The 13,070-nt window shown below is 35.3% G+C and carries 17 protein-coding genes and 1 pseudogene; 15 read left to right on the top strand and 3 right to left on the bottom strand.

From position 1 onward, the window contains the following. Positions 1 to 25: 25 nt before the first annotated feature. The 7 genes from SAGCYANO_RS33050 (at position 26) to SAGCYANO_RS33020 (ending at position 2,731) form a co-directional block, all read left to right on the top strand. Entirely contained in the window at positions 26 to 526 is a 501-nt protein-coding gene (locus SAGCYANO_RS33050; RefSeq protein ID WP_202223913.1) for a WD40 repeat domain-containing protein, read from the top strand. 52 nt (positions 527 to 578) lie between these two features. Next, positions 579 to 887 carry a hypothetical protein gene (locus SAGCYANO_RS33045; RefSeq protein WP_202223914.1) on the top strand — a complete coding sequence of 103 codons (309 nt, stop codon included), beginning with the start codon at positions 579 to 581 and terminating at the stop codon, positions 885 to 887. Between the two features lie 13 nt (positions 888 to 900). After that, a complete protein-coding gene (locus SAGCYANO_RS46190; protein WP_237396929.1) occupies positions 901 to 1,137 on the top strand; it encodes a hypothetical protein in 237 nt (78 codons plus the stop codon). 187 nt (positions 1,138 to 1,324) lie between these two features. After that, the gene (locus SAGCYANO_RS33035; RefSeq protein WP_202223915.1) at positions 1,325 to 1,699 is read left to right on the top strand and encodes a DUF433 domain-containing protein; all 375 of its coding nucleotides are present in this window, start codon (positions 1,325 to 1,327) and stop codon (positions 1,697 to 1,699) included. Further along, complete coding sequence (locus tag SAGCYANO_RS33030; protein ID WP_202223916.1) at positions 1,696 to 2,091, top strand: DUF5615 family PIN-like protein; 396 nt, start codon at positions 1,696 to 1,698, stop codon at positions 2,089 to 2,091. The genes SAGCYANO_RS33035 and SAGCYANO_RS33030 overlap by 4 nt, the downstream gene beginning before the upstream one ends. An 80-nt stretch (positions 2,092 to 2,171) precedes the next feature. Further along, complete coding sequence (locus tag SAGCYANO_RS33025) at positions 2,172 to 2,387, top strand: hypothetical protein (protein ID WP_202223927.1); 216 nt, start codon at positions 2,172 to 2,174, stop codon at positions 2,385 to 2,387. After that, positions 2,384 to 2,731 (top strand): type II toxin-antitoxin system PemK/MazF family toxin, encoded by a 348-nt coding sequence (locus SAGCYANO_RS33020; protein WP_202223917.1) that lies wholly within the window; start codon positions 2,384 to 2,386, stop codon positions 2,729 to 2,731. The genes SAGCYANO_RS33025 and SAGCYANO_RS33020 overlap by 4 nt, the downstream gene beginning before the upstream one ends. Before the next feature lie 342 nt (positions 2,732 to 3,073). Here the strand turns inward: SAGCYANO_RS33020 and SAGCYANO_RS33015 are convergent, their stop codons facing one another. Beyond that, on the bottom strand, positions 3,074 to 3,310 hold the full coding sequence (locus SAGCYANO_RS33015) for an element excision factor XisI family protein (protein WP_255502794.1): 237 nt from the start codon (positions 3,308 to 3,310) through the stop codon (positions 3,074 to 3,076). Between the two features lie 177 nt (positions 3,311 to 3,487). On the opposite strand from SAGCYANO_RS33015, the gene SAGCYANO_RS33010 reads away from it, so the two are divergent. The 4 genes from SAGCYANO_RS33010 to SAGCYANO_RS32995 all read left to right on the top strand — a co-directional run bounded on the left by SAGCYANO_RS33010 (position 3,488) and on the right by SAGCYANO_RS32995 (position 6,002). Continuing rightward, positions 3,488 to 3,742, top strand: a complete 255-nt coding sequence (locus tag SAGCYANO_RS33010) for a hypothetical protein (protein ID WP_202223919.1) — start codon at positions 3,488 to 3,490, stop codon at positions 3,740 to 3,742. 36 nt (positions 3,743 to 3,778) lie between these two features. Beyond that, the gene (locus SAGCYANO_RS33005; RefSeq protein ID WP_202223920.1) at positions 3,779 to 3,919 is read left to right on the top strand and encodes a hypothetical protein; all 141 of its coding nucleotides are present in this window, start codon (positions 3,779 to 3,781) and stop codon (positions 3,917 to 3,919) included. Next, positions 3,916 to 4,638, top strand: coding sequence for a M15 family metallopeptidase (locus SAGCYANO_RS33000; protein ID WP_202223921.1), 723 nt, complete (start codon positions 3,916 to 3,918; stop codon positions 4,636 to 4,638). The genes SAGCYANO_RS33005 and SAGCYANO_RS33000 overlap by 4 nt, the downstream gene beginning before the upstream one ends. 584 nt (positions 4,639 to 5,222) lie before the next feature. Beyond that, positions 5,223 to 6,002 (top strand): hypothetical protein, encoded by a 780-nt coding sequence (locus SAGCYANO_RS32995; RefSeq protein ID WP_202223922.1) that lies wholly within the window; start codon positions 5,223 to 5,225, stop codon positions 6,000 to 6,002. A 722-nt stretch (positions 6,003 to 6,724) separates the two neighbouring features. On the opposite strand, the gene SAGCYANO_RS32990 is transcribed toward SAGCYANO_RS32995, so the two are convergent. After that, the gene (locus SAGCYANO_RS32990; protein ID WP_202223930.1) at positions 6,725 to 7,591 is read right to left on the bottom strand and encodes an aldose epimerase; all 867 of its coding nucleotides are present in this window, start codon (positions 7,589 to 7,591) and stop codon (positions 6,725 to 6,727) included. A gap of 413 nt (positions 7,592 to 8,004) precedes the next feature. Further along, positions 8,005 to 9,251, bottom strand: a pseudogene (locus SAGCYANO_RS32985) (histidine kinase). Positions 9,252 to 9,959: 708 nt separating this feature from the next. On the opposite strand from SAGCYANO_RS32985, the gene SAGCYANO_RS32980 reads away from it, so the two are divergent. The 4 genes from SAGCYANO_RS32980 to SAGCYANO_RS49630 form a co-directional block, all read left to right on the top strand. Further along, positions 9,960 to 11,597, top strand: coding sequence for a DUF2079 domain-containing protein (locus SAGCYANO_RS32980; RefSeq protein ID WP_202223929.1), 1,638 nt, complete (start codon positions 9,960 to 9,962; stop codon positions 11,595 to 11,597). A gap of 457 nt (positions 11,598 to 12,054) precedes the next feature. Then, entirely contained in the window at positions 12,055 to 12,306 is a 252-nt protein-coding gene (locus SAGCYANO_RS32975; protein WP_202223923.1) for a hypothetical protein, read from the top strand. A gap of 169 nt (positions 12,307 to 12,475) precedes the next feature. Further along, positions 12,476 to 12,916 carry a transposase gene (locus SAGCYANO_RS32965; RefSeq protein WP_307786135.1) on the top strand — a complete coding sequence of 147 codons (441 nt, stop codon included), beginning with the start codon at positions 12,476 to 12,478 and terminating at the stop codon, positions 12,914 to 12,916. After that, positions 12,913 to 13,070 (top strand): transposase (locus SAGCYANO_RS49630; protein WP_202223928.1); only part of this gene is annotated, 158 nt, incomplete at its 3' end. The genes SAGCYANO_RS32965 and SAGCYANO_RS49630, both read left to right, overlap by 4 nt.

Genomic DNA, 13,070 nt, shown 5'->3' with positions numbered 1-13,070 from the left:
TAGCCCTGATAGTCAATATTTGGCAATGTGGAAAGGGAGCAATTTATCCTTAAGAAACATAAAAACTAACAAACTGGTTGAAATCAATAATCCAGAGGAGATTATCACTGTTGATTTCAGTCCTGATAGTAAACTTTTAGCAGTAACTAATACAGATAATTCAATCAGAATTTGGGATTTTTCTGGAAATTTAGTTAATGAAATTAAGCTGCTACAAGTTCCTTCTAGGATAGCTTTTAGTCCTGATAGTCAGCAAATTGCAGTTTTAGACCCCAATGAATTCACCATCTGGACTCTTGACGGAAAACAAATTGCTAAACATACAATTCCCGAAGAAAATCAAGGTAAAATAGTCTTTTCCCCCGATGGTAAATATATAGCAACTGGTCAAAGCAAAGTATTTATTTGGCAGAATAAAAACTTAAACGAACTATTAGCAACAGGATGCGATTGGTTGCAAGAATATTTAACTACTCGCCCCCAAGAAAAAGAGAAATTAAAAGTGTGTCAAGAAGAAGTCAAATAGTTAGAAAATTCATAGTATGATAATTAATCATTCAAACTTGCCCAAAAAATAAATGGAACCCCTATCCAATAACTGGGCAGATATTCAGCCCGATAAAATATACCAAACAACTAACGATCAGTTAGTATCTTTTAGCAAAGAGCAAATACAACTGGGGATAAAATATGACCAAAATAACAAACATTTAAAAGCTATTGAAAAAGGAATAGTTCCCCCTCGCGGTAATATTGGACTTGTTGCTTCCGAAATAGAAGGTTTTGACCTAAAATCAAAAGTATTAGGAAAAGGAGGCGATCGCCGATTTCACGGAATAATTATAGATGAAGTTTTACACTTTCCTGGTTTTGTAACAGAACATTAATTATCAATTAACTATGACTCAAATAGAATTAAAAAATCACCCCGTTTGGCAAGATTTAACAGAAGTAATAGAAAATTTAGATGCTAACTCTTTAGTGAGAGAACATCTAGAATTATGCGATTATAAAATCTGCGGTTATTGGGATGAAGAAGATAAATATTATGAAGAAATTATCTTGCCTCGTTCCCTATCTGCTGAGTTAGTTAGTAACTCAATTGGTGTTACCAATAAAAACGTTGGATTAAATTAAAATTTTTCTCAAAGCTAATGATATAGCTGCACAAAATCTGGGAGAACTAACTATAATTTATGATGAAAATCTACAATTTTTAGATGAAAATTGGCAGATAAATATTGACTCTATTTTGGCTTATCAACTATGATATAGAACTTAGCTTTGATAATATAATCAAGACAAATTCATAATAAATCTCAAAATGACATCTCCATCTAATCAACAAAAAGCGATCGCCATAACCGAACGAGGATTAACAATAACAGGAACTCGCATAACCATCTACGACATCATGGACTATTTAACAGCACAGTACCCACCTCAGTTTATCCGCAGTATGCTAAGTCTCACCGACGAACAACTTCAGGCAGCTTTATCTTACATCGAAGCTCACCGTCCAGAAGTTGAAGCAGAATATCAAACGGTACTCCAAGAAGCAGAAGCACTCCAAAAATATTGGGAAGCACAAAATAGCACCCTATTTGCTCGCATTGCTACCACACCACCAAAACCAGGAACAGAAGCTATCCGTGCCAAACTGCAAAGAGCTAAAGCTCAACTGGGATCGCAAGTATGAACTTTTTGATAGATTATAATCTCAATGGGCCTGCTCTAATTCTACTAGGTAGTCTGACTGCTAGCGGTTGGTTAGATTTGATTGACGTTCGTTTTGTCAATTTTTCCGAAGTAGAATTACCAATGAATAGTAGCGATCGCCAAGTTTGGAGGTTTGCACAAGCTAATCAAATGATTTTGCTAACCGCTAACCGCAGTATGAAAGGTAAAGATTCTTTGGAGCAAGTCATCCGTGAAGAAAATACCCCTACTTCTTTTCCTGTATTAACCATCGCTAATGTCGATAGACTCCTAGCTGACTCAAATTATCGAGAACGTTGTGTCAACCGCTTAGTAGAAATTGCGATAGATATTGAATATTACCAAGGTACAATGCGAATTTTTATCCCTTGAAATTTCTTGGAGCAAATATAATATAATTTATGCAAACTTCTTAGCCCGCAAATCAACTTTAACAAAAATAATAACTCAAAATGGTAACTACCTATCGTTTAAAAGCTAGTGAACTCGATCAGAGCTTTTTAGAAAGATTAAAAGCTACTTATGGAGATCAAGAAATAGAAATCAGTGTTTCTAACTTAACAACACAACTAGAAGCAATGGCAAACGATCCATCTATTCAAGCTGAAATTCAGCAAATAGAACAGGAATTTAAAATCACTGAAATGGATGGTTTAACTGATTTATGACCATTCAAAGAGGCGAGATTTATTTTGTTAATCTTAATCCGGTTCAAGGCAGAGAACAAGCAGGACAAAGACCTGTGTTAATTTTATCAATTGATTCTCTTAACCAACTACCCTTAGTTATTACTGTAATTGTAGGAACAAAAGGTGAAAATATCACCCGTGACTTTCCCACTAATGTGCGTGTTTCTTCTTCTGAAAGTGGATTGCCAATGGAGACTGTTTTTTTATGTTTTCAAATCCGTTCTTTAGATAAAAATCGTTTTCCTGATTCTCCAGCGGGACGAATTTCTGAAACTAAAATGGCAGAAATTGAGGCATCAATTCGTTATTGTTTAGGGTTATAGAATATTCTCATTGAGAATATTAATTCTAGTTCATTGTTTTCGAGAAGAAGATTCTATTATTAGAATTATTTCTGCTATAAAAGCTACTCAAAACGAATTGGTGCTAAAATAATACAATTCTATAATCACAATAAACTATGAACCAAACAATTAATGTCAGTGGTTTAAAACCAGAACAAAATATTTCAACTTATTGAGATACATCCACGCGGGCAAGATGCCCGCACTGGGAACATTTAATTGTTAATATCTGTACTTCTTATGCGAGAAATCTTCTGTAATATTGACTCTATTTTTATTGCTACTTAAGTCGAGCGATCGCCTTTTTTCCAGAGGATAAAATTAGGTAGCTATTTCCAAATAACCTCGATGTTGAGGATGTATAAAATTCAAACTAATATTCTCCTGATAAATTCCCATCTCTACTAATTTTTCTACTATTGATTCTTCCGTATCATTACATTGAATAATAATACTATCCTCAACAATATCAATATGTACAACACATTGATGAATAGGCTTATATTTATACCATCCCACCCACAAAACCAAATAACGCATTCTTTCATCATCAAAAATTAGCTCAATTTACGAATCTTCATCCTTGAGATATTCATATTCACAGAGAAGTTTTTTGACACATTGCTTATAAAAATCTATGGTATTATCCATTGTAAATCTGACTCTGAAAAAGAGAAAATAATTAGTTTCAAACAAATTATAATATAATTGACCATTATATTATTGAAAAAACAAATGAAAGCCATTGAAGTAACAGGAACTATTGATGAAAACGGACAATTATTCCTCGACCAACCTATTGAAAATTTACCTCCAGGAAAAGTGCGAGTTATCCTACTTTTTCCCGAAGTAGCAGAAGAAGATGAACCCGATCCTGACGATACTCCCGTTGAAGAAATAAAAGCTAGTCTCAGAAGAGCATTGCAACAAGCAAAATCTGGACAAACTAAACCAATTTCTGAAATGTGGGAAGGAATAGACGTTGAATAATACCCTTTAATATCAAATAAAAAACAGGATAAATATATGCCACAAATCACCCTAAATATCCCCGATGAATTAATTTCACGTATCCATTATTTTGAAGAACAATTACCCCAAATTTTAGAGCTAGGAATGCGGGAATTAAATGCTAGTTCAACGGAATGCTTACATAAAATATTATGAAAACTTCTTACCTACTACTACTTTTACAAAGATCGATAGTTCTCATTTTAGCAGCACTTATATTTGCAATATCTATCAATTTTCCGCAAGTCAAAGTAGGTATTACTCAAGCAATATTGAATCATAACATAGCTGAATCTAAAATACCTGAATGGGCAAGATTAGTAGATATAAAAACTCTTAATTCTGAGATTATTTTAGATATTCGCTACGCCACTACAAATAATTTCCTCAACCAAAAATTATACCCTGTAGCAAAATGTGCTTTAAGAAAAGAAGTAGCAGAAAAATTATCACAAGTTCAGGCAGATTTAAAAACAATAGGATTAGGTTTAAAAGTTTATGATTGCTATCGACCTCTATCAGTTACAAAAAAGATGTGGGAAGTTTTGCCAGATTCTCGTTATGTTGCTAATCCTGAGAAAGGTTCTCGACATAATCGTGGTGCTGCAGTTGATGTGACTTTAGTTGATTTAAACACTGGTAAAGAGTTAGAAATGCCTACAGAATTTGATGATTTTTCTGAAAAAGCTTGGCGCAATTATTTAGGTAATAAATTAGAAGTTCAGAGAAATAGCGAACTATTAGTAGAGAAAATGAACAAGTATGGCTTTGAAGCTTTAATAACAGAATGGTGGCATTTTGATGCAATAGGATGGCAAAAATTTGCTATTTTGGATGTACCCTTAGATCGAATTACTGAATTTCAAAAAATATAAATTATGGATGTCATTTCAGTTATCAGTCATCAGTTAGCCTCCTGTCGGAGGAGCTACGCTAACAGTTATCAGTACTTCTGCAATAAGGAGGCTTGATATAAGGACTATCCTATTTTTTTATCCCCTTAAAAGGGGAGGCTTTATACCAAAATTTTTCGGTAAAAAAGTTACTAACTCAGGACTAAAGTATTAAACCCCCTATTGTGGATAAATTCTGTTAAAGATAAGTATTATATTATGAAAAAATCCGGAGTTTGACTTTGAAGTTGAGAAAGTTTATGATAGAGAACAATTAATTTGTCAGTAATTACAAATAAAAACATTAAATAGTTGTCACTAATTGTAAGCATTTCCTGCGGACTGCTGCGCAAACAGCTATTAGCTGTCAGCTCTCAGCTATCATGATGGGGTTTTAATGAATATAGACTGTTTCAGCCAGATTTTATAGTTAAGTATAAATTCTGCCTCAATTAGTAAAGCTTTTATCTAAAACTAAAAGCAATAGCTGATTGCTGATTGCTGATTGCTGACGGCTGAATGCTTACCACTAATTCCGATTTTAATCAATTTTTATGGAGAACAATATGAAAAGTATACTACTAGAACCAACTTATATTTTTAATGATGAAAATCCACTAACTCAAACAATTAACTTGACTGATAACTATGAAAAAATCCCCAGTCAGATTACTGAAAATCAAGATTTCCCAGAACAGTTCAGTCGTCACGGATATCCAAAACAATTACAAGATAACCTCGAACCTTGGGAAATAGTTCGGTTAATTAAACAAACTAGAATTGAGATTGCTGAATATGCAGAATCAACTATTATTGGTTCAGACAATAAATACGATAAAATTAAAGCCGAACTAGGGATGAATATTATTATTCCCAAAGGCAAAATTGAACAACTCAGATTAGAAGTTTCTTTAATAGGAGGTAATGATTCTGAACCAATAATAGCTGTAGATGGATTACCATCTGATTTATTTGATGAAAAATATCTAGTCCAAGGCAAAGTTACAGTAGCAGTTGATAAATTACTAAAATTTATTCCTGTAACTGTTAATGTTTTAAATATGTTACCTGCTGATATTGAACTAGAACCTTGGGAATTTAATGTGGGACGTATGAGAGATGTCACAATTGATTTTTCCGGTGGATTAACTTCTCAACCAGCTTGGTTTTTTCAAGGTAATGGGATTAAAAATGATGTGAGAGTAGCTCTGACAATTAAAAAACCCAAAAACTTACATAAAGTTACTGCAGATGTACGAGCAGCTTGGATATATAAACCAGGTTTATTTCGTTCAGAAAAAGTTGGTAGTGATGTGAAAAATATCCTGATTTATGAAAAGTATTAAATCAGTTTTATACAGTAATAAATATGCTCTATTATGTTGAGGTATATTTATCATCAAAAAATGCTTAAAAGCTCTTTGATTTATCTAGGGGTTTGTATTCTTTTATATATTATTTTTTATTTTTAATTAGGGCTTGCACTCATAAAGCTAAAAGTCAGAATAGCTAAGGTAATTGAGCTTTTTATATTCAATTTATCTCCTAAGTTATTGGCTCTTATTGGCATCAATTTACTGAAATTTTCTGCTGAAATTCAACAAAATTTCTTCACATAAAATTGCCAAAACCATTGCCTGTTCTCCACAAACCGACCCGTCCCCGCGTCTGGTGCGTCCCCGTGTCCTACGTCCACCAACCAATTTTTTCAGCAGACCCTAATTAGGGTTTGCTTATGGAAAGTCTTTTTGCTGGGATAGGGACCCACCCCTAACCCCTCCCAGGAGGGGAAAAAGGGACCCACCCCTAATATAGAATCCGGTTGAATAGTTATTGTATAGTTGGGAGTAGGGGACCCACCCCTACTGCTCCCAGGAGGGGAAGAGGGGAGTGGGGGAGTGTGGGAGTAGGGGAGATTAAAGGTTTAAAGTAATTTAAGAAATTATCAACATATACTATATAACCGGATTCTATATAACCCCTCCCAGGAGCGGAAAAAGGCAGTAGGCAGTAGTTAGGACGTAGAATAAATGGGAATTACAAAGTCAGTGGCCCAAAGAGTTGAAAATTAGCCAATTTCCGCCGTCATACTAATAACTGTTTCCACAGTTTTACCCGGTTCAGCAATTAATAAACTTTCCCCAGTATTCATAGCATTACGAGGTGCAGTCCAAGGTTCTAAACAATAAAAATCTTTACCTTTCACAGTCCAAAAAACCAGAGTAGAGTAATTACTATCGTAGTTAATAGTTAACTTTAAATTACGACTTTTATCAGTAACTACTGCGGACTGCTTCGACAAATTTACAAAAGCCCAATCAATTTCTTCGGCATTAAAATCAAACTCTCCAGAAAAAGTATTAACAGTTGGTTCACCCTTAAGTTTATATTCATTTGAAGGTAAATCAAATTCTAATTGACTCTTATCATTCACAGCAAAATAAGGATGAATTCCTGTAGCAAATGGCATAGGTTTCTGAGATAAATTCGTGTGAGAATATCGCATCTCTAGAGTATTACCCCGCAATATATAGGTATAATTCAACTCAAAATTAAATGGATATACTGCCCGAGTTTCATCACTGCTGCGGAGAGTCACAGTAATACTTGCGCCATTCTCGGTAGACTGTTGTGTAACTTCCCAAGGAAGGGTACGAGCAAAACCATGTTGCTTGATTTTGTAGCTTTCTCCATCTAACGTATAGGTATCGTCAACCACGTTGCCACAAATAGGGAACAATAGAGGAATGCCACCGCGCACCGAAAGAGTGGGGTCAGCAAAACGTTCCTTATCCATATAAAATATTTTTTGGTCTTGAGTACGCCAGTCAGTAATAATGCCACCTCGTTCGGGAACAACTACGACTAAAGACTGAGTGGTCTCATCAGAAAGGATATAGGGTTGATTTTGATTTTGTCCAACATTAGCAGGCATAGATAATTCACCTAAAACAACTGCTATTAAGGTCTCACAGAATAGTCTGAAAAACTATTCATTTTGGACATAATGTGGAATTTAAAGTCAAAAGTCAAAAGTCAAAAGTTAAAAGTTAAAAGTGATATTCTATATCAAATACGCTTAATTCGGTATCAAAAAATGTTCCATCTTCTCATCTCCCCATTCACTAAAGTCAAAAGTCAAAAGTCAAAAGTTAAAAGTGATATTTTATATCAAATCCGCTTAATTCCGTATCAAAAAATATTCCATCTCCCCATCTCCCCATCTCCCTATCTCCCCATCTCCCTATCTCCCCATCTCCCCATCTCCCTATCTCCCCATCTCCCTATCTCCCCATCTCCCCATCTCCCCATCTCCCTATCTCCCCATCTCCCTATCTTCCCATCTCCTCACCGATAAACTGGTAAAGTAAACTTAAAACAACTACCATGATTAGGGTTAGACTCTACCCAAATTTTGCCGTAGTGGGATAAAATAATCCTCTGACATAGAGCTAGACCAATACCATAACCTTCTTTTGACTCATCACGCTTGAGCCTAAAACTATCTTCAAAAATACGGCCGTGATTTTCTTTAGGAATGCCAGGGCCACTATCACAAATTGTTACTTGAATCTTTTGAGTAGTGCGATCGAGAATTAAAACCTGTATTTTTCCTTGTTTAGGAGTATACTTAATGGCATTATCCAGCAAATTAACTATTACCTGACGTATTCTTTCTCGGTCGGCATAAACTAACGGTAAATCACTAGGAATATCCTTTTTCAACTGCAAATCTTTTGACTTAAGTCGGTCTCGAAAACTAATTATCACCTCGCTACACAATGCCCCCAAATCTAATTTTTCAGGCTGAATTTGTAACCGCGTACTTTTGCCTCTTGGCCTCTCCAGAATATCTATAATCATTTTGTCGATCGTGCGAACTTGGTAACGTGCCTGCTTAATTAGCCTTTCCACAAGAGTTGGAGACCTTCTGGGAACCTCACTATTAGCCGTTTTTTGAGTTGATTCTAAAGTCTCTAAAGCCAAAGAAACTGCTGTCAGAGGGTTGCGTAAGTCGTGAGCCAACATTGCCACAATACGGTCTTTAAATCTTAGTTGAGCTTGAAGTTGTTCTTTCTCCTGTTTGAGACGAAAAATCTCATCTGACATTTGCATTAATTCCGCAGCACAGTCGATGGAACTAACAGATAATTTTTGATTAACAACCTGTTTAGACTGAGGCTGAGAGTTATGAGTGTGCCAATATTCGGCGATAGAACGTTGCCAGCGTGGCCACCAATATTCCAATTTGGCAATTAAATCTGTACCAGTTAGGGTTTGTCTCGGTTCAGGATAAATTTTGAGTAGGGCAGGAGTAGCAATTAACTTGAAATGCTCTGCCATATAGGGTTGTTCTTCTACGTCAATGACTTGAAATTCAAAGGGATAATCATAATCTTTTTTAAATTGTTGAGAGACTTACGAATGGCTTGAATTTGCTGTTGAGAGCCAGGACGTTTATTGATAAACAATAAAATCTGTAAACATCCCTGCTCATTATTATTATTAGATTTTTCTGAAGACACCTGTACAAAATCTCTAGGTAAGTGGGATAGGCTATTAGCATCTCTTTTGCAAATAGAATAATTTACCATTTAGTAGTAATCCATATTGAATATTCCCGCCTACCTAGATACTTGGCCCGATAGTGTAAGCGGGGCGGGGTTTACCACTTACGATTAAAAAACAAAATGTTGAATTTTATATTTTTCTATTAATGGCCTATAAAATAAAATTTGTTTCTGAGATAATTTAATATCTATTTCATATTGTGACACTAATACTTTAAATTCGCCTTCTAGAGTGTATCGAGATTATCTAATGCTTACTTGACATAATTGATACTTTATAGTATGTAAACACAGATAAATCTTACCAGTGGTTATAATGACTCAAACGAGGGATAATTTTCTGGTAAGTGGTATACTGCAAGCTTCAATTTTATGGTAGTTAGAGGTTTGCTAAGGATACTCTGATGACTTTGTGCCTCATTTATAGCGCTGTGCGCAGGCAACAGCTCCGGAAAGCAACAGCTCCGGAAGGGGGAATAAAAAACTGATAATATAAGACTTTTAGCTATTGGACAGTTCTTGTAATTTGTAAATATGCCAGCGCACATTGCTATAATCTAAAATTTTTTTTATAGCGCTACGCATTAATGTGTTTGACATTTCTAAACCCTGTTAGCGGAGCATTTGAGCACCGAAAACCCTTTAACAATTTACTATTCCCCATTCCCTATTCCCTATTCCCTAGCACGTAGTGCTATAAAATTTTAATTTTGAAATATTACTATAAAGTGGATGAAGTTGGTTAGCTGGCAAAAAAATCAGTCCCTCAGAATGGTGCTTGTGGTGGCGATCGCCTTCTTTGTTCTCTGTCTATTATTTAATCTGCATCGCTATTATAGTTTTTACGCTTCCTACGACCAGGGTATATTTAACCAAGTCTTTTGGAATAATATACACGGTCGTTTTTTTCAAAGTTCTCTCTCTTCTGCTCTTTCCACAAATGTAGTTCACCAAGGCCAAATACCAGAAGTATACTATCACCGCTTAGGCCAACATTTTACTCCAGCTCTATTGCTGTGGTTGCCAATATATGCTCTATTTCCATATCCCATTACCCTAACAGTTTTACAAGTCACATTAGTTACTGGTGCTGGTTTAGTTTTATACATTTTAGCTAGGCACTATCTCCAGCCACCCTTATCAGCCATAATTACTATTAGCTTCTATTGTGCTAATGCAGTAATTGGCCCTACTCTCGCAAATTTCCATGATATTTGTCAGATACCTATATTTGTATTTAGCTTACTATTGGCAATGGAAAAACGCCGATGGTCTTTATTTTGGATTTTAGCAATATTAATTTTAGCAGTGAGAGAAGATGCGGGAGTAGTTTTATTTGGAGTAGGATTCTATCTAATTTTGAGTAAGCGCTACCCCAAAATAGGTTTAGCTATTTGTACTCTCAGTTTTGTTTATATGGTGGCTTTAACAAATCTGATTATGCCTATATTTTCCGAAGATATTTCCCAGAGATTTATGATGGAAAGATTCGGTCAATATGCGGAAGGAGAAGAAGCTTCTACTCTAGAAATAATTTGGGGTATGATTAGCAACCCTTGGCGTTTAATTGGAGAAATTTTTACCCCATTTTTTGGCACCATCAAATATTTATTAGGTCAATGGTTGCCTTTAGCATTTGTGCCTGCTGTTGCTCCCGCTTCTTGGATGATCGCGGGGTTTCCTTTGTTAAAATTATTTTCTGCTCAAGGTTTGTCTGTACTGTCAATTACTATTCGCTACGCAATGACAGTAGTACCTGGATTATTTTATGGTGCAATTTTATGGTGGGGAAAGAGAGAATCAGAAGTTGAAAACTCACCACTGCCATCACTAAAGTTTCAGCGTTTCTGGGTAATTTGTCTTTGCTTATCTCTATTTTTTACCTTCACTTCTAATCCTAATCGTACCTTCTATTTTTTAGTACCAGACTCAGTACAACCTTGGGTTTATGTACCTGCACATCAACAATGGCAACACGTTAGTCAAATGCGACCGTTGTTAGGGAAAATTCCTGATGATGCTAGTGTGGCAGCAACAACTTATATTATTCCTCACTTATCAGGTCGTCGAGCAATATTGCGGTTTCCCAGAATGCAATTTAGAAATGATGCTAGAGAAGTTGAAAAAGTAGAATATATTATTGTTGACTTGTGGCGGTTGAATAGATATCGAGTAGCATTTAAGAGCGATCGGCAACGACTGGAAAAAATTGTACCTCGAATTGAGGATCTTTATAATTCTGGTGAATATGGAATTACTGGTTTTGCAGATGGTGTAGTTTTGATGGAAAAAGGAGTAGTTTCTAATCCTGATGCGCTTGATGGATGGGAAAAATTCCGTCGAGAAATTGCTCAATTTTCTGATAAGTGAAATTGTAGGAGCGGGTTTATTTGATTTTGTTTAATTCCCATTAATTTAACGTGGAACTCGCCCCCTACCTCATCTAATTTTCTTGTCAAATTTGTTGATTTGATTTATTAAATATAGCAATCAGGAATCAGTTGTGAGAATTGAAGTATTCCTTAAAAGTACAGAATATAGGAATTATTACATTCATATGATACGTTTTTTCTTCTTTTCTGTTGCCTGTTGCCTTTCGGAGCTGTTGCCTAAAAGTTTCCAATATCTCACAACTCAAATCATATTGCTATAAGTGATTGCAGTCTTTTTGTTAAGATATTGTAATAACAAGATAATACACAGAGAGATTGGTTATGATTATTGTAAGTTCCTGTTGGTATATGTGGGACAATAGGTCTACTTCCTCCAACTAAACACTTCCTCTATTGTCACGATTTTATTTACTGCTTGGTAAAAAAGGTTAATTGTGATTATAAAACGCGATATACATCTTCATAAATTTCAAATCAGATGGGGAGAACCTTTATTAGAAAAATTTGCTGCTCCTCCGGAAGATGTCTTAGGAGAATTGTCTCATTTTGAAATGGGAATTAGGAGTTTTTGTTACGGGTGCGATCGCCCCATCTCCATCGAAATAGGCAAAGAAGAAATCAAAGTCTTCTTAGACCCCGATATCTCTATGCTCCTGGAAGAAGATTTACCGAAAAATTGGGTTTAAAGCCTCGCCCATAAGCGGGCGACTTTTTATTACGGGTTGATTTTATTTCAATCGATACGTTATCATGTTGTTAGTTCAAGAGTCAAATTATGAAAGCTAGATTTAAGTATCGTATCTATCCAACACCGGGACAAAATACCAATTAGCCAAGCTATTTGGTTGTGTCCGTGTGGTTTGGAATGATAGTCTAGCTTCCTGCCAAGAAAAGTACAAATCAGGAGAGAAGAAGCCTGTTAACTCACAACTACAAAAACAGTTTATTACTAAGGCTAAAAAAAATGAAGATAGAGAGTGGTTATCAGAGGTTTCTGCTATACCATTGCAGCAATCTTTAAATGATTTAAACCAGGCTTATCAAAACTTTTTCAAATCAACTAAAGGTCAGAGAAAAGGTAAACCTGTTAAACCTCCTAAATTTAAGAGTAGAAAATCAAAACAGACTGCTAGGTTTACAAAAGGTGGGTTTAAAGTTGGTCAACATAAAGTTTATTTAGCCAAAATTGGAAAGCTGAAAATAGTCTGGTCAAGAGAATTGCCTACTGCTCCATCATCAGTAACAGTAATCAAAGATTGTAGGCGAACGCGAATCGCCCTACTAGATATTTCTTGAGTTTTGTAGTAGAAATACAACCAGAAATCTTACCTAAAACTGATAATTCAGTAGGTATAGATTTAGGTATTAAAACCTTTGCTACATTGAGTGACGGTACAAAGATTGATGCACCAAAACCACTCAAAAAACGAATTAAGAAATTAAGAAAGTT

Origin of the sequence: Okeania sp. KiyG1 (genome assembly GCF_014132355.1) — a bacterium.
Taxonomy (GTDB): domain Bacteria; phylum Cyanobacteriota; class Cyanobacteriia; order Cyanobacteriales; family Microcoleaceae; genus Okeania.
This window is presented reverse-complemented; position numbering and strand designations above follow the sequence as displayed.